General features: G+C 67.6%; 13 protein-coding genes. 5 read left to right on the forward strand and 8 right to left on the reverse strand.

Going from position 1 to position 16,853, the window contains the following annotated elements; all coding sequences use genetic code 11:
- Positions 1–29 precede the first annotated feature (29 nt).
- Positions 30–1,298: a transglutaminase-like domain-containing protein gene (locus L0U85_RS11495; protein WP_241377902.1), complete on the reverse strand. Its 1,269-nt coding sequence runs from the start codon at positions 1,296–1,298 to the stop codon at positions 30–32.
- A 240-nt stretch (positions 1,299–1,538) separates the two neighbouring features.
- Here L0U85_RS11495 and L0U85_RS11500 point away from each other — a divergent pair, with 240 nt between their 5' ends.
- A complete protein-coding gene (locus L0U85_RS11500; protein WP_241377903.1) occupies positions 1,539–1,736 on the forward strand; it encodes a hypothetical protein in 198 nt (65 codons plus the stop codon).
- A gap of 55 nt (positions 1,737–1,791) precedes the next feature.
- Here the strand turns inward: L0U85_RS11500 and L0U85_RS11505 are convergent, their stop codons facing one another.
- The 7 genes from L0U85_RS11505 to L0U85_RS11535 all read right to left on the reverse strand — a co-directional run bounded on the left by L0U85_RS11505 (position 1,792) and on the right by L0U85_RS11535 (position 9,946).
- Positions 1,792–3,219 carry a cellulase family glycosylhydrolase gene (locus L0U85_RS11505; protein WP_241377904.1) on the reverse strand — a complete coding sequence of 476 codons (1,428 nt, stop codon included), beginning with the start codon at positions 3,217–3,219 and terminating at the stop codon, positions 1,792–1,794.
- 144 nt (positions 3,220–3,363) lie between these two features.
- Positions 3,364–4,398, reverse strand: a complete 1,035-nt coding sequence (locus tag L0U85_RS11510; protein ID WP_241377905.1) for a LacI family DNA-binding transcriptional regulator — start codon at positions 4,396–4,398, stop codon at positions 3,364–3,366.
- Between the two features lie 45 nt (positions 4,399–4,443).
- Positions 4,444–5,331, reverse strand: a complete 888-nt coding sequence (locus tag L0U85_RS11515) for an ABC transporter ATP-binding protein (protein ID WP_241377906.1) — start codon at positions 5,329–5,331, stop codon at positions 4,444–4,446.
- Between the two features lies 1 nt (position 5,332).
- Positions 5,333–6,286: an ABC transporter ATP-binding protein gene (locus L0U85_RS11520; protein ID WP_241377907.1), complete on the reverse strand. Its 954-nt coding sequence runs from the start codon at positions 6,284–6,286 to the stop codon at positions 5,333–5,335.
- A gap of 2 nt (positions 6,287–6,288) precedes the next feature.
- A complete protein-coding gene (locus L0U85_RS11525) occupies positions 6,289–7,170 on the reverse strand; it encodes an ABC transporter permease (protein ID WP_241377908.1) in 882 nt (293 codons plus the stop codon).
- The gene (locus tag L0U85_RS11530; RefSeq protein WP_241377909.1) at positions 7,167–8,162 is read right to left on the reverse strand and encodes an ABC transporter permease; all 996 of its coding nucleotides are present in this window, start codon (positions 8,160–8,162) and stop codon (positions 7,167–7,169) included. The genes L0U85_RS11525 and L0U85_RS11530 overlap by 4 nt, the downstream gene beginning before the upstream one ends.
- A gap of 65 nt (positions 8,163–8,227) precedes the next feature.
- A complete protein-coding gene (locus L0U85_RS11535; RefSeq protein WP_241377910.1) occupies positions 8,228–9,946 on the reverse strand; it encodes an ABC transporter substrate-binding protein in 1,719 nt (572 codons plus the stop codon).
- Between the two features lie 412 nt (positions 9,947–10,358).
- Between L0U85_RS11535 and L0U85_RS11540 the strand changes: the two genes are divergently transcribed.
- The 4 genes from L0U85_RS11540 (at position 10,359) to L0U85_RS11555 (ending at position 16,066) form a co-directional block, all read left to right on the forward strand.
- Positions 10,359–11,630 carry an extracellular solute-binding protein gene (locus L0U85_RS11540; RefSeq protein ID WP_241377911.1) on the forward strand — a complete coding sequence of 424 codons (1,272 nt, stop codon included), beginning with the start codon at positions 10,359–10,361 and terminating at the stop codon, positions 11,628–11,630.
- Between the two features lie 87 nt (positions 11,631–11,717).
- Positions 11,718–12,683, forward strand: a complete 966-nt coding sequence (locus tag L0U85_RS11545) for a sugar ABC transporter permease (RefSeq protein WP_241377912.1) — start codon at positions 11,718–11,720, stop codon at positions 12,681–12,683.
- On the forward strand, positions 12,684–13,625 hold the full coding sequence (locus L0U85_RS11550) for a carbohydrate ABC transporter permease (RefSeq protein ID WP_241377913.1): 942 nt from the start codon (positions 12,684–12,686) through the stop codon (positions 13,623–13,625).
- 11 nt (positions 13,626–13,636) lie between these two features.
- Positions 13,637–16,066, forward strand: coding sequence for a hypothetical protein (locus tag L0U85_RS11555; protein WP_241377914.1), 2,430 nt, complete (start codon positions 13,637–13,639; stop codon positions 16,064–16,066).
- The last annotated feature ends 787 nt before the right edge of the window (positions 16,067–16,853 follow it).

Below are 16,853 nucleotides of genomic sequence, written 5' to 3' on the forward strand. Positions count from 1 at the left end.
CCAGCTCACATAGCGGCCTTACAGAGCGCTTAACTTGCCGTCCACCGCAGTTCGTGGGACGCGAGGGCGCCGTACGGAGTGAGCGCGGCGAGATCCGCCCGGTGCTCGCCCGGGGTGAGGTCCAGCTCCCATCCCACGTTCGGGCCCACGCGTTTCGCGGGGTGGGCCGCCGCGCCCACCATCGTGCCGCCGACGGCGTACGGGTGCGTCGGCACCACTCGCACCGCGGGGGCGCCGTCGAGCGAGGTCACCGCGACGGCGATGTCCGACAGGCGCGGGTAGGCGTCCGAGGCGTCGTGCAGGAGCCGCTCGGTCTCGACGACGTATGAGCCCTGGAAGGTCGGCACGAAGCCCTTCGGCGCCCAGGCGGCACCGGTGACCGACGCGTGCCGGAAGTACGCGAACCACAGCTCCACGTCCTCGACCCCGTCCCGGGGGCCGATGCTCACGGGCCTGGCCGGCCGCTCCCTCGCCTGGAGCTGGGGCAGACTCAGCGGCCGGGCGTCCTCGTCGACCCAGTAGGAGCCGTGCTGGCCGTCGAGCAGGACCCACGCGTCGAGGTCGTCGATCCAGGCCTCGGTCACGGCGTGGCCCTTCCCGACGCCGTCGTGGTAGTCGCCGCGCCGCAGGTCTGCGCGCCTGGCCGGGATGCGCAGCGCGTTCAGGCTCTGGGCGAGCACGATGGAGTATTCGACGCAGCTGTAGCGTGCGCCGTTCGCGACCTGTTCGAGGATGTCCACCGAGTCCCCGGCGTTGATGCGGGCGTTGGCGTGGCGCCAGAGCCCGTTCGTCCACGCCAGCACTGCGCGGGCTGTGTCCCAGGCGCCGGCGGTCGGGGACGGCAGGCGCCTCCTCAGCTGCGCCTCCCGGTGGCTCGCGACGGTCTCCAGCCGCAGCGGCGCCGTCAGGCCCGGCTCGGGCCAGGCGGTGATGCGCAGCGGCGGTCCGGGAGTGTTGGCGCGGGCGCGCTCCAGGACCGCGTCCCAGTCCTCGTCGCGGCCGAAGGCGCGCGACAGCTCCGGCTCGAACAGGTCGACCTGGTGGAAGCCCTTCTCGATGGCCTCGTCGAGCCGGTCGCGTGCCGAGGGCAGACCGACCTTGTGGGCCGCGATCGCCAGGCTCGGCGCCCACAGGTCACGCCAGAACTCGGCGTCGGCCCGCAGGCTCTTCTCCAAGTCGAGCAGCGTCCACCACCGCCCGCCGCGCATGGCGTCCTGCGCGATGGTCCGGACGCGGGCGATCTTGGCCGGTCTGGGTGAATTTCCGGCTCGCTGGCTTCTCCGAGGAGGCGCACTCATGGCTATGAGCCTAGTCACCGAAGCGCCGACCGCAAACACGCTTGTGCGGGGAGGGTCGTGCCGCTAGAGTGATCGGCATGATCCTTTAGATGAGATTCGGCCGCCGATCGTCCCGGCCGCGTCGTACGCGCCTTCCCGGCCGCTCTGTACGGCGACTGAGCGCTCCGTTCTTTCTCGACGTTGAGCCTCGTTCCATCTAGTGCTCGCGTCACTCCGTCTCGACCCGCGAAGGGGATCCACATGACCACCGAATCACCCGAATCGACCGAACCAGAAGAAGCCGCCGAGCCGCTCAACCGCGAGCAGCGGCGGGCGCTCGCCCGCGGCAAGAAGGGCGCCGCGGGCAAGAAGCCCATCGGCTCCAAGAAGTCGAAGATCCGCTCGCAGCTGCCGAACGGCGGAGTGGGGAAGTTCCAGCTTCCCACCAAGAACGGCTGATCGTCCACGGCAGAGCGGGCGGCGGGATCGATCCCGCCGCCCGCTTCGTCCGTTTTTAAGCGGCTTCGCATGTCACCTCTGGAGAAGCGCCTCCGTTCGTGGCGGTGAAGCCGAAGACCTCGCGGCTCTGTCCGGAGGAGACGGCGCCGTTCCAGCCGACGTTCCCTGCGGAGACCGAGTTCCCAGTCTGCGTCAGCTCGGTGTTCCAGTGGCTCTGGACGGTCTGGCTACCGGGCCAGGTCCAGGTGAGCGTCCAGCCGCTGATGGCGCCTTGGTCGGCGGTGACGGTCACGTTGCCCTGCCAGCCGGAGCCCCAGTCGCTCACGACCTCGATGCTCGCCGAGCAGTCGCCTTCGGTCGGGTCACCGGTGGTGGGGTCGTCGGTCGGGCCGCCGGTGGTGGGGTCGTCGCTCGGGGCCGTGGTCGGGTCGGTCGGCTCGCCGCCGTCGTCGAACACCGAGGCGCGCTCGGCGGTGTTCTTGATGCCGTTCTGCGAGTTGAACACCCGCTCACCCCAGGAGGTCAGCTGGGCCGGGTCGAAGTTGACGACCTGGTCGAGGTGTTCATTGCCGCCGCTGTTGCCCGAGTAGGACCAGGCGATCCAGCCGATGCCGCGGGCCTGCGCCTCGTTTTGGATGGTCTCCCAGGCGACGGGCTCGCCCTGGTGCTCGTCGCCGTACTCGCCGACCATCAGCGGGAGGTTCTTGGCCGCGAAGGCGTCGAAGTAATCGCTGACGGTCTGGGGGGTGCCGTACACCTGGTACATGTGGACCGAGAAGAGCGTGTTGGCGTCCTCGTCGGCGGCGAAGACCTGCTCGGCGTTGTCGAGCATGAGCTGCTCCCAGTCCTGGCCCCAGTTCGGGGCGTCGACGACGAGGGTGTGCTCGAAGCCGATGTCGCGCATCCGCTCGACGGCGCCGACGGTGGCGTCGACCCAGCCCGAGGTGTTCTGGTTGCCCCACGGCTCGTTGCCGATGTTGACCAGGACGTACGCCTCCTCGCCTTGGAGGACGTCGTACATGTCCTCCCAGAAGTCGACCGCCTGGTCGAGGCTGGCCGCGCCGGACTCCTCGCCGTAACCGGTGGTGTCGTGGACTTCGAGGATGCAGATAACCTGCTGCGCCTTGCATTCGGCCACGATCGCGGCCATGTCGGAGGGCGTGGTGGTGCCCCAGTCGCGGTGACCGGAGCCGAGGACGACGCGGATGGTGTTGGCGCCCAGGTCGCTGAGTTCGCCGATGCTCTCGAACTCGCCCTGGTACCACACGTGGGGGTGGGAGGAGCCCCGCATGACGAAGGGGTTGCCGTTCGCGTCGATGAGCTGGGTGCCTTCGACGGAGAAGCCCCCCTGCTGCGCCTCGGCCGGAGCCAGCTGCCAGATGCCGGCGACCGCCACGAGCAGAGCTGCACCCGCCGCCAGTAGCCATGTGCGCGGGGAGCGTCCCCGCGGTGCCGGGACGGCCACGGTGTTCGGGATGGTCATATCAATCCTTCTATCCGTAGGTGAATCGGTTAATACCAACCTTTAGATAGACAACCATAAATATTGATCGAGTACAAGGTGTTCGGCCTCTCGGCCTCTCGAATACGACGACTGAACCGCACAAGCGCGCGCCGCGGCCCCGGCCTACTCGGGCGCCGTCCCGGTCGAGCCGCGCGGCGAGAGCACCGCCTGCGTGAACTGGATCGAACGGCTCCCCTCCCCGGCGACCGGCTCGTCCCGGATGAGCGAGAGCAGGACCTCGGCGCACTTTGAGCCGTAAGCGGTGATGTCGCGGGTCAGGGAGGTGAGCGTCGGGTGGGTGAGACGGCACAGCGGCGAGTCGTCCCAGGCGACGATCGAGAGCCGCTCGGGCACCTCCAGGCCGAGCTCGTGGGCGACGCCGAGGCCCGCGACGGCCATGACGTCGTTGTCGTAGACGATCGCGGTCGGTCGCGCCGGGGCGGTGAGCAGGCGGCGGGTGATCCGTGCGCCCTGCTCCCCGGTGTAGTCGGCGTGGATGCCGGTGAAGGAATCCAGCCCCAGCTCCCGCGCCGCGCTCTCGAATCCGGCGTCCCGGATCGTGGTGTGAAGCAGGTGCGGCAGGCCGGCCACGCGCGCGACCCTGCGGTGTCCGAGCGCGTACAGGTACTCCAGGACCTCGCGGCACGGCTCGATGTCGTCGTGCCACACCTCCGCGAGCTTGCCGTCCTCGACCGGCCCGCCGACCGCCACCGCCGGCAGCCCGAGGCCGGCGATGACGTCGAGGCGGTTGTCGTCGACGTGGATGTCGCACAGCAGGACGCCGTCGACGCGCCGCTCGGCCCACCAGCGCCGGTAGACGTCGAGCTCCTCCTCCGGAGAGTCGACGATCTGCAGCGTGAGGCCGAACGAGCCGGCCGACAGCGTCGCCTCCATGCCGCTGATGAGCTCCATGAAGAACGGCTCGATCCCCAGCGTGCGTGCGGGGCGCCGCAGCGCGATGCCGACGGTCTGCGCCGAGGAGACCGACAGCGACCTCGCGGCCCGGTTGGGCACGAAGCCCATGTCGGCGGCGATGGCCAGGATCCGCTCCCGCGTGGCCGCCGAGACTCCCGGCCTGCCGTTGAGCGCGTACGAGACCGCGCCCTTGGAGACCCCTGCCGCCCGGGCGATGTCGGCGATGGTGGGGCGTCTGGTCATGCTGTCTCCTCGTTGCTGTGGTGCCCTAAGGCGGGCCGGCCGGGCTCACGGGTGAGCCGCGACCCAGTGCTGTTCGCCGACCCGCGTCAGCGGCGGCGGATCGACGCTGCGGTCGCCGTCGGGCTCCAGCTCCTGCGGCGTCGCCGGATCGTCGGACCACTTGCGGTGCAGTTGCGGGACGGAGGCCAGCAGGTTCCGCGAGTAGGGGTGCCGGGGGTCCCCGAACACCGTCCCCGTCGCGCCGGTCTCCACCACCGCGCCGTGCCGCATGATGACGACCCGCTCGCTGATGTAGTTCGCCAGCGAGAGGTCGTGCGTGATGAACAGCACGCCGAGGCCGCGTTCCTTCAGTTCCCCGAGCAGGTTGAGCACATCGATCCGGGTCGACGCGTCGAGCATACTAATGATCTCGTCGGCCACCAGCACCTCGATGTCCAGCAGCAGTGCCCTGGCGATGAGCATGCGCTGCAGCTGCCCGCCCGAGAGCTGGTGCGGGTACTTGCCGAGCACCGAGCCCGGGTCGAGCCGCACCGCCTGGAGCGAGTTCTCGACCTTCTCGTTCCATTCGCCGCGGCCGGTGCGCGGGAAGTACGACTCGCGGACCGTCTCCAGGACCCGGTCGGCCTTGAAGATCGGGTTGTAGCTGCTGAAGGGGTCCTGGAACACTCCTTGGACGCGCCGGTAGTAGGCCTTGCGCTCGCGGTGGCCGCGCGCGGTGACGTCGGCCCCGTCGAGGCGGATCGTGCCGCGGGTGACTGAGGCGAGCTGGAGGACCATCTTCCCGATCGTGGTCTTGCCGCTGCCGGACTCGCCGACGACCGACAGGACCTCACCGGGGGCGATCTGGAAGCTGACGTCGCGCACCGCCGTCAGCCGCTTGGAGCCGAGCGCGCCGATCCGATAGGACTTCCACACGTGTTCGAGTTCGAGCATTTCAGTTCGCCGCCTTCCAGCAGGACACCTCGTGGCCGTCGGCGACGGCCACGGCGGGGGGCTCCTCGGCGCACTGCTCGAATGCGAGCGGGCACCGGTCGCGGAAGCGGCACCCGGTCGGCGGGTCGAGCAGGTGGGGCGGTCTGCCGGGGATGCTCCTGAGCCGCTCGGTGCCGTATTCGAGCCCCACTTCCGGCAGGGCGCCGATGAGCGCCTGCGTGTACGGGTGCCGCGGCGACTTGATGACGGTCTCGGCCGGGGCCTTCTCGACGATGCGCCCGGCGTACATGACCATGATCGTGTCGGCGATCTGGTAGACCAGCGACAGGTCGTGGGTGACCACGATCATGCTCTTGACGAAGCCCAGGTCGCGGAACTTCACGAGGGTCTCGGCGACGGCCTTCTGGTTGGTCACGTCGAGCGCCGAGGTGACCTCGTCGGCGATGAGCAGGCTCGGGTCCAGCAGCGTCGACAGGACCATGACCATGCGCTGCTTCATGCCGCCGGACAGCTCGATCGGGTAGTTTCCGAGCACCTTCGACGACAGGCCCACCAGTTCGAGCCGGCGGACCAGCTCGTCCTCGATATCGCGGTAGGAGATGCGCCGGGATCGGAGCAGCTCGGCGGTCATCTTCCCGATCTTGCGGGTCGGGTTCATCGCGCTCATCGAGTACTGGGGGATGATCGACACCTCCTTCCAGCGGCGCGCGTTCATCGCCCGGTCGTCGCCGATCGGCAGCTCCTCGTCGTCGAGGACGGCGCTGCCGCCGACGTGCCGCATGCGCCCGTCGAGCCGGATGAGACTCTTGCCGAGCGTGGTCTTCCCGCAGCCGGACTCGCCGGCGAGCCCCATGATCTCGCCGTCGGCGAGCGAGAAGGACACGCCGTCGAGGGCGCGAACATCGCCCTTCGTGGTGCGGTAGTGGACCTTCAAGTCCTCCACTTGCAGTGCCATGGCTACATTTCCCTCAGCTTCGGATTGAAGACCTCGTCGAGACCGACGTTGGTGATGTACAGGGACCCGACGATCGCGGTGATCGCCAGGCCGGGCGGCACGAACCACCACCACAGTCCGAGGTGGAGCGCGCTCCAGGCCATGGACTGCTGCATCATGGTGCCGAGTGAGACGGCGTTGGTGGGGCCCAGGCCGATGAAGTCGAGCATCGCGGCGAACAGGATCGCGCCGCCGAACAGCAGGATGATCGCCATCAGCAGGTAGGAGGCCATGTTCGGCATGACCTCTCGGACGATGATCTGCGGCGCCCGCTTGCCGGTGAGCCTGGCGAGGTCGACGTAGTCGCGGTTGCGCAGGGTGAACGTCTGGGACCGCACGGCCTTGGCGACCCACGGCCAGGAGAACAGGCCGATGATGACCGCCTGCGAGACGACGCCCCTGACCTCAAGGTAGGAGCTGATGACGATGAGGACCGCCAGCGCGGGGAGCACGAGGACGACGTTGGTGATCATGTTGAGGAACTCGTCGACCAGGCCGCCGCGGTAGCCCGCGGTGAAGCCGACGCTCAGGCCGATCACGAAGGCGATGGCGCCGCCGAGTGCCCCGACCAGGTAGGACGAGCGCAGTCCGTGGACGAACTGTGCGAACACGTCCTGCCCGAAGTAGGTCGTCCCGAACCAGTAATCGCCGCTGGGCGCCGCCGATTTGGGCCCGACGTACTCGTTCGGGGTCGAGGAGAGGAAGAACGGCCCGACGACGCCGAGCAGCAGCAGCGCCAGGACGATCGAGGAGCCGATGACGACCTTGCGGTTCCGCAGCGCGAAGTACAGGTGCTCGTTGCGCTTTCCGACGATTTCGGTCTGGAGCACGAGGTCGGCGCTCATGACTGTCCTCCTTCGAGTCCGAGACGGGTGCGCGGGTCGACCAGGACGTAGACGACGTCGGCCAGGAAGTTGAACACGAGCACTCCGATGACGATGAACAGCAAGATCCCCTGGAGCAGGAAGAAGTCCTGGTTGTTGATGGCGCTGAGCAGGAGGCTGCCGAGCCCGGGATAGGCGAAGACGACCTCGGTCACCAGGGCCCCGCCGACCACCATGCCCAGAGCGACCGCCAGTCCGGTGATCTGCGGCAGCATCGCGTTGCGGAACGCGTAGCGGCGCACGAGGCGCCTCGGTGCGCCGAGGGCCTGCAGGTAGTTCGCGTAGTCGGATTCGAGCTCGTAGATCACGAGGTTCCTCATGCCGATGGCCCAGCCGCCGAGGGCGACGATGAACAGCGACAGGAACGGCAGGAACCAGTGGTGGACGAGGTCGACGATGAAGACCCAGCTGAACGTCGGCGTGAGTGCGAAGCTGTAGCCTCCGGCGACGGGGAACCAGCCGAGGATGACGCCGGCGACCCACGCGAGCAGGATCGCCAGCCACATGTAGGGGACGGCGGTGAACACGTACCCGACCGGCAGGACGCCGTTGTCCAGCCACTTGTTGCGGGCGGCCATGGCGCCGAGGCTGTTGCCGACGATCCAGCTGAGCAGGATGGCCGGCAGCAGGAGCGCGAGCGTGTACGGCAGCGCGCCGGCGATCACCGAGGACACCGAGGCGGGGAATGCGTACACGCTGACGCCGAGGTCGCCCTTGAACAGCGCGGCCCAGTAGTTGAGGTACTGCTGCCACAGCGGCACGTCGAAGCCGAAGACGTTGTCGAAGTACGCGCGCATGGCCTCGGAGGACTCTGGGTTGGCCACCTTGTTGCGGCTGAGCATGCGCGCCACCGGGTCGCCCGGCATGAGGCGGGGGACGGCGAAGTTGATCGACACCGCGATGACGAAGGTGACGCCGTAGATGAGCAGTTTGCGCCTGAAGTATCGGCCCATGGAGACTCCTAGGAAGGTCGGTGCGGGGCCGGGGAACCGCACGGCGGCTCCCCGGCCCCGGCGGGCTATCCGGCCGGTTCGAGCTCGGTGAGCATGTAGATCGAGCTCATGTTCCAGTAGCCGTTCCAGGCGGTCGGGATCACGTTGGGCGTGTCGTCGGCCTCGGAGGGCCAGTTCGTCCAGACGGCGTTGTTCACCTGCGACCAGGCGCCGTTGTACCAGACCGGGATCGCCGGCATCTCCTCCAGTGAGATCCGCTGGAGATCGGAGAGGATCTCCTGGTAGCGCGGGTCGTCCGAGGCGGTCGCGGCCAGCTCCTCGGTCAGGGACCAGGCCTCCTCGTTCTCCCAGCGGGAGAAGTTGGCGGTGGACTGGTCGTCGAGGACCGGCAGCTGGAACAGGTACCGGTAGTGGGTCCACGGGGTGTGGCTGATGCCGCTCCAGTTGTTCATGATGATCTCGAAGTCGCCGCTGGTCCGGGCGTCGTCGACGGCGCCGGCGTCGATGAACTCCTCGGTCACGTTGATGCCCGCGGCCTGCAGGTCGGCGGCCATGGAGCGGGCCGCCTCCTCCCAGTCGGTCCATCCGGTGGGGACGTTGAGAGTCAGTTCGACGGCCTCGCCGTCGGTGTTCTCGACGAAGCCGTCGCCGTCGCCGTCCTCGTATCCGGCCGCGGACAGGATCGAGGCGGCTTCCGAGGCGCCGTAAGAGATGCCGTGCTCGTCGATGACGGACTGGTCGATGTAGTCGTCCCACAGCGGCAGCAGCCCGGTCGGGTTCGCGGTGGCGACGATTCCGGAGTAGACCGAGTCGACGATCTTCTGGCCGTCGACGGCGCTGGCCATGGCCTTGCGGAACTCGGGGTCGTCGAGCGGTTCGACCGTGGTGTTGGGGATGAGCATCGCGGTGTTCGCCTGCTGCATGTACGGCGCTTCGTCGTGATAGGTGCTCAAGTCCGGGTTCGAGGCCATGAGGTCCTGTATGCCGGGCAGGAAGTTGTTGGACAGGTCCACCTCCCCTTGCGCCACCAGGTTGAGGGCGACCTCGTTGGAAGTGGTGATGACCTCGACGACGAAGGTCGGCTGGACTTCGAGGTCGAGGTGATCGGTGGCCCACCAGTCGTCGCGCTTGACCCACGCGAGGCGGTCCTGGTCGTAGCTGTGGACGGTGTAGGGCCCGGAGACGACCGGGTCCTCGTTGGCCCCGGTGAGGATCTCCTCTTCGGGCAGCTGGGAGAGGACGTGCTCGGGGACGATCTGCTCGGCCCACAGGAAGTTGTTCCACTCCTGGTGGCGCGCTTCGGCGAAGGTGAACTCGACGGTGAGGTCGTCGACGACCTCGACGGATTCGAGCCACTCCCAGATGTTGTGGTACGGGACGGCTTCGATCTGGCCGAGCTCGGCGGTGTACTTCACGTCGTCGGCGGTGAGCTGCTCGCCGTCGGACCAGGTGATCCCGTCGCGGAGCGTCAGCTGGTAGGTCAGGTCCCCGGTCCATTCGCCGGTCTCGGCGAGCCAGGGGTCGAGCTCGGTGGTCTCGGGGTCGAACAGGAAGAGGGTCTCGTAGCCGAGGCCGTTGAGGCCGGTTACTTCGCCGGGTGTGATGGTGTTCCAGTCCGCCGGAGGGCCTCCGCCGGTTCCGGTGATGTAGAGGGTCTCGTTGCGCGGGAACTCGTTCATCGAGAGTTCCGACGGGTTTTCGCTGCCGCCTCCGCCGCCGGTGCAGGCGGAGGCCGCCAAGGCTGGGAGCGCTATCAAGGCGATGAGTGTTCGCCGTTTCGTCATGATCTGCTCAACTTTCGCGTCGAGGGATTGGCCGATGTTCCGGTGTGGAGGGCGCGTGAGGTCGCCGATGAGGGGACTGTGATGCGCAGCATCTTAACCGGGTCAGTGAAAACACTGAACCATGGGCGTATTTCGATGTCAAGTGGCGTCTGTGAAGTCCAGGGGACACGATGGAGTCCCCGGCAATGGCAAGTACTGCAGGTCAATATTCCTCACCAACCCCATCCTCACCAGCAGTGAAGCTACGTCATGGCGCATCGAAGCATCTAATGAAGTGATTACAATTCGATCACGAGGACATCAAGACATTGACGAACTGTGATCTAACATATAGGTTCAGGCCACTTACCCGGTTAAGTTTCGCCTGGGCGCAAAATCGGACAACTCCTTCGCGAACGGAGTGAACGCCATCGTGATCTCAAGAACCAAGCGCTACGGCGCCGCGGCCGTGGCCGCCGCCCTCGCACTCACCGCGGCAGCCTGTTCCGACGATCCCGGTGGCGGAGCCGGCACCACAATGGAAGAAGAAGAGGTCGATTCGATCACCTTCTGGCACACAGGCGACGCCACCCAACTGCCGATGATCGAGGCCGTCGGCGAGCTCTTCGAGGCCGAGCACGGCGTGGCCGTCGAAGTCGAGGCCATCGACTGGGCCGACGCCCACGCCCAGATCCTCACCGCCATACAAAGCGGCGACGGCCCCGACATCTTCACCGGCGGCCTCTCCTGGGGCATCGAGTTCGGCGAACTCGGCGGCCTGGTCGACCTGCGCGAATACGACACCCAGAACCTCGAGGACAACGTCATCGAAGGCCTGTGGGAGTCCATCCAGTCGCCCGGCGGCGAGCTATACGGCGTCCCGCTGAACATGACGACCTACTCGATGTTCTACCGCACCGACATCCTCGAAGACAACGACCTCGAAGTCCCGGCCACCTGGGACGAGATGGACGCCGCCGTCACCGCCCTCCAAGCGGCCGGCTACGACACCCCCTTCGTCGCCACCTGGGAGCCCATCGGCTGGCTCGACTGGTTCAACTACATGCACCAGGCCGGCGGCAGCGTCTACAACGACGACTGCACCGAGGTCACCATCGACTCCCCCGAAGTCGCGGCCGGAACCGACTACTGGGCCAAGCGCTTCAGCGAGCAGAACGTCCCGACCGACCAGCCCGACCTCGGCGCAGGCCTCTCCTCGGGCGACTACGTCTTCGCCACCGGCGGCTCCTGGAACTACGACGGCCTCGCCGTCGGCTTCCCCGAACTCGAAGGCAAATGGAGCTCCGCCCCGCTGCCCGCCGGACCCGCCAGCGCCGGAAGCTTCATCGGCGGCAACGTCATGGGCGTCATGGACCAGTCCCAGGCCCCGGGCACCTCGGCGGCCTTCATCGACATGGTCTACTCCGACGAAGGCAACGACGCGATGCTCGCCGCCGCCGCCGAGGACAACGTACTGTGGCTGCCCCCGCGCACCGACAAGGTCGCCGACACCCACCTCGACGACGCCAACAAGCGCGCCCTGACCGAGATCTTCGAGACCTCCGTCGGCCCGCCCAACTGCGGCGGCTGGGAAGAGGCGTCCCCGAACGTGCAGCGCGCACTCCAGACCATCGTCCTCGACGGCGCCTCGGTCGAAGAAGGCCTCGCGCAGGCCAAGACCGAACTCGAAGCCACCCTCCGATAGAACGCCGACCGGGCCGGACGGCCCGAAGCGCCGAGACCCTCGCGCTCCGGGCCCGCCCCCCGCCACTGAAATCTCCGGAGACTCCCCTTGAGCGTCAAGCAGACCGTCCGGCCCGAGCCGGAAGCCGAACCAGCACGCCCAGTGCGCCGGCCCAGGCGCGGCCACCGCCTCCAGCGGTTCGGGCCCGCCTACCTCATGCTCGTGCCCTTCGCGCTGCTGTTCCTCGTCTTCCTCGTCTATCCGCTGGGCCGGTCGCTCTACTACTCCCTGACCGACTTCAACGGCATCCGCTCCCCGGAACTGGTCGGGTTCGAGAACTTCACGACCCTCATCTTCGAAGACGACCGGTTCCACACCGCCATCTGGAACACCTTCAAATACGTCATCGCCTCGGTCGCACTCACCACCGCGCTCGGCCTGCTGCTCGCGATGTCCTTCAAGTCCACCTCGATGCGCGACCGCCTGCTGCGCACGGTCTTCTTCCTGCCCTCCGTCTCGGCCGGCGTCGGCGTCGTCCTGGTGTGGAAGTGGATCTTCATGGTCGACTCCTGGGGCCTGGCCAACACGATCTCCCGGTTCCTGGGCGGCGGCAACAAGGCCTGGCTCGCCGAGCCCACCCTCAGCGTCCCGATCCTGGTCGTCCTGGCCGTCTGGGGCGGCGTCGGCTACGCCATGGTGCTCTTCGTCGCCGGCGTCAACGCCATCCCCGACGAGCTCTACGAGCAGGCCTCCATCGACGGCGCCTCCAAAGTCCGGCAGTTCTGGCACATCACGCTCCCGATGCTCAGGCCCGTCACCGTGTTCGTCGTCATCACCTCCACCATCGGCGCGTTCCAGATCTTCGAACCGGTCTACCTGCTGTGGAACCGGTCCTCCTCGATCGTCGGCGGACCGATCGACAGCGCGCTCACCATCGTCCCCTACCTCTACGACATGGGCTTCAACCGTTTCCAGCTCGGATACGCCTCCGCGATCGCCTGGGTGCTGTTCTTCATCATCTTCATAGTCACGCTGATCCAGCTGCGGGTCACGCGCACGTTCAAGGAGTTCTAAATGAGCGTCGCCACCGTCATCGAGGCCGACCGCGTCGACAAGAAGCCGCGGAAGCGCCCCAACCTCCTCGGCGAACTCGCGCGGCTGCCGCTGTACCTGTGGGCCGCGGTCGTACTCATCCCCTTCTGGTGGATGATCATCGCCGCGTTCAAGACCGTGCCCGAACTGATGAGGAACCCGCCGACGTTCTTCCCGCAGAGCCCCTCCGCGGACTCCTTCTACGACCCCGAATACACCGGTCCCGGCGGCGATCCCGACCACGTCGCCGGCGTCTTCCAACGATGGGACGACGTCGCCGGCGGCTTCCTCCGGTTCGCGTTCAACAGCTTCATGGTCACCGTGGTCGTGACCGTCCTGAGCCTCTTGATCGCCTCGCTGGCCGCCTACATGATGACCAAGACCGCCGCCCCCGGGCGCCGGATCATCTTCGTCGTCATCATCTCCTCGATGATGATCCCCTGGCAGGTCAGCCTCATCCCCAACTACCTCCTGGTCTCCGACCTGGGCATGACCGACTCCTACCTGGGCTACATCGTCCCCGGCCTGGCCAAGGCGTTCGTCGTGTTCTTCCTCGTCCAATACCTCAGGTCCATCCCCGACGACCTCGTCCACGCAGCCCGCGTCGACGGCGCGAGCGAGTGGCGCATCTGGTGGAAGATCATCCTGCCGCTGCTGCGCCCCGCGCTGGCGGCCATGGCGATCTTCGTCGCGCTGGCCGAGTGGAACAACTTCTTGTGGCCGCTCATCATCATCCGCTCGGACGAGCTGTTCAACCTGCCGGTGGCCCTGTCGAACCTGAACAACGCGATCGTCTCCAGCCCTGGTTCGATGGGCGTCGCCATGGCCGCGTCTATGCTGGCGACGCTGCCGACTGTGGTCTTCTTCTTCATGTTCCAGAAGCACTTCATCAAGGGCATCGCCCTGTCCGGTATCAAGGCATAAAAGGAGTTTCATTGAGCGCCAAGCGAACCCTGCACGACGGATGGACCGTCACCGCCGGGGCGGGCAGTCCGGTCGAGGTCGACGACGTGGAGGCGGCCGTTCCCGGCTGCGTCCACACCGACCTCATGGCGGCCGGACTCATAGGCGACCCCTACGTCGACGACGCCGAGCGCGAGCTGTCGTGGATCGGGCGCACCGACTGGACCTACCGGACCGTCTTCGACCACTCCGGCGAGCCCTGGGACGGGATCGACCTGGTCTTCGACGGGCTCGACACGGTCGCGCGGGTGAGCCTCAACGGAGAGGTCGTCGCCGAGACGGCGAACATGCACCGCCGCTACCGCTTCGACGTCCGCAGCCTCGTGCGCGAGGGCGCCAACGAACTCGAAGTGGCCTTCACCTCGCCGTACGGCTACGCCGAGGCTCAGCGCGATCGGCTCGGGTCCAGGCCGAACGCTTACGACCCCGAGCCGGGCAACTTCATCCGCAAGGCGGCCTGCAATTTCGGCTGGGACTGGGGGCCGAACCTCGCGAGCGCCGGCATCTGGAGGCCGGTCCGCCTGGAGCAGTGGAACATCGCTCGCATCGACGAGGTCGTGCCGCGCGTGAGCGTCGCCGACGGCCGCGGCATCGTCGACCTCGCAGTCCGGATCGACAAGGCCGTCGCCACCGACGTCGAACTCGTCTGCGAGATCAACGGACGGGAGACCGCCGTGCGCCTGACGGCCGAATCCGACAGCGCCGACGTCCGGCTCGAAGTGGACGAGCCCGAGCTGTGGTGGCCGCGCGGCCACGGCGGCCAGCCGCTCTACCCCGTTTCAGTGAAGGTGCGAGCCCTCGGCGTCGAACTCGACTCGTGGGAGCGGGAGATCGGCTTTCGCACCGTCGAACTCGACACCGAGCCCGACGAGCACGGCCGGCCCTACACGATCAAGGTCAACGGCGAGCCGATCTGGATCAAGGGCGTCAACTGGATCCCCGACGACGTCTTCCTCGCACGCGTCGACGCCGACCGCTGCGAGCGCCGCCTCCTCCAAGCCGCCGAGGCCAACGTCAACTGCGTGCGCGTGTGGGGCGGCGGGGTCTACGAGTCGGACGACTTCTACGACGCGTGCGACCGGCTCGGCCTGCTGGTGAAGCAGGACTTCCTGTTCGCCTGCGCCGCCTACCCCGAAGAGGAGCCGTTCTGGTCTGAAGTGGAGGCAGAGGCGCGGGACAACCTGGTGCGCCTGGCCCCGCATCCGAGCCTGGTGACCTGGACGGGCAATAACGAGAACATCTGGGGCTGGCACGACTGGGGCTGGCAGCCGCGGCTCGAAGGCCGCAGCTGGGGCGAGGGCTACTACCTCGACCTGCTCCCCAAGCTCGTATCCGAAGTGGATGGCACCAGGCCGTACTGGCCCGGCAGCCCCTGGTCCGGCGACCGAGAACTGCACCCGAACGACCAGGTGAACGCGTCCGTCCACATCTGGGATGTGTGGAACGACCTCGACTACACCCACTACCGCAACTGGAGGCCACGCTTCGTCGCCGAGTTCGGCTACCAGGCGCCGCCCACATGGGCCACGGTGCGGCGCATGGTCACCGACGAGCCGCTGGAGCCCGAATCCGCCAACATGCTGTGGCACCAGAAGGCCATAGACGGCCAGGCCAAGCTCCAGCGCGGCCTCGACTCCCACCTGCCGCCCGCCGAGGAGTTCGACGACTGGCACTACTACACGCAGGTCAACCAGGCCAGAGCGCTGCGTCTCGGCATCGAGTACTTCCGCTCGCTCCAGCCGCACTGCACCGGCGCGATCATGTGGCAGCTCAACGACTGCTGGCCGGTCACCTCCTGGGCCGCGATCGACGGCGAGGAACGGCTCAAACCGCTCTGGTACGCCCTGCGGGACGTCTTCGCCGACCGGATCGCCACCTTCCAGCCCGAAGGCGACGGCCTCAAACTCGTCGCCGTAAACGACTCCGCCGAGCCGTGGGACGACGTGATCGGCTTTTGGAAGTGCAGCGCCGAAGGCCGCATACTCGGCCGGGCCCTGCTCAAGCTCGACATCGGCCCGCGCGAGGCGGCGACAGTCGACCTGACCGAGGACGTCCTCCCCGCCGACGGCGAATTCCTGGTGACCGGGCGCGACGACATCCCGCGCGCGACCTGGTTCACCAAGGAGGACAAGGACATGGATTGGCCCAAGGCCCGCTGGACCGCCGAGACCGAGGTCGTCGACGGGGGAGTGGCGGTCACCGTCACCGCCGAGACGGTTCTTCGCGATCTGTGTCTGTTCGCCGACCGCCTCGACCCCGACGCGCGCGTCGACAAGGCATTGCTGACGCTCATCCCCGGCGAGACGGCGACGTTCACCGTCACCAGCCAGAAGCTCAGGAACGCACCCGATGCGGCGAAGGCGCTGACCACGAAGCCGGTCCTGCGCGCCATCAACGACTAGCTGGAGGGGGCCGTGAGTCGCGTACCCGGCGACTCCAAGCCCGCCTCAACTCGAAGAGCGCGGGGACTCGTCAACCAGGGACCGGAGTACTCCGGTCCCTGGTCGCCCCGGCGTGACGCGGCCTGTGTGAACAGAGACGGGCTATGCCCGCGTCCCGTACGCCTCCGGAGCCCGGCAATGGCAGAGATTGCATTGGCGGGAGCGGTGTGGGGTGGATGGTTGTTCTGCGCCAAGGGCGGCGGCGATGACGAGGTGGATGGTTGGGCGGGGTGGAGTCTTCGGCTGTTCGGTGATTCTCGGTCGGGCTTCAGGCGAGGCAGCGATGAGGAGCTGCGTGGGGGCCGGGGGTGCCCTGTCGGCCACGGAGGTCGGTCGTGGAGAGCAGGAGCGGGACTCTCGAGGCCGGTTCGGCAGCTGCGGCGGGCGCTGTGGGTATGGGTTCGGTGGCGGTGAGGGGATGCCGGTTCGGGCCGGTCGAGCACGGAGTCTCGGGCCGCTTGGGTGTGCTATTCCGGCCCTGGGCACGGGGAATGGCTCGAAGCCGTTTCCGGTTTCGAGCTGGCGGCTGTATGAGGCGCCTTCCCCGCCGCGGCGTCCCGCGGCGGGCAGGTTAAGAACGGGATGGGATCTTCGATCACGTTCGAGCGCACCGGGATCAGCGGTTTATTCGTCTTCGGATGCACCAGAGTCATCGCCGCAACCGGTGCCGCCGGTGCGGCCGCTGCTGCTGGCGGTGTGGTCGGTGCGGGGGCGTGCTCGTCTTCGGGGCGGGAGCGTCCGCCCGGTC

Source organism: Glycomyces sp. L485 (genome assembly GCF_022548875.1).
In the GTDB taxonomy this organism is placed as follows: Bacteria; Actinomycetota; Actinomycetes; order Mycobacteriales; family Micromonosporaceae; genus Glycomyces.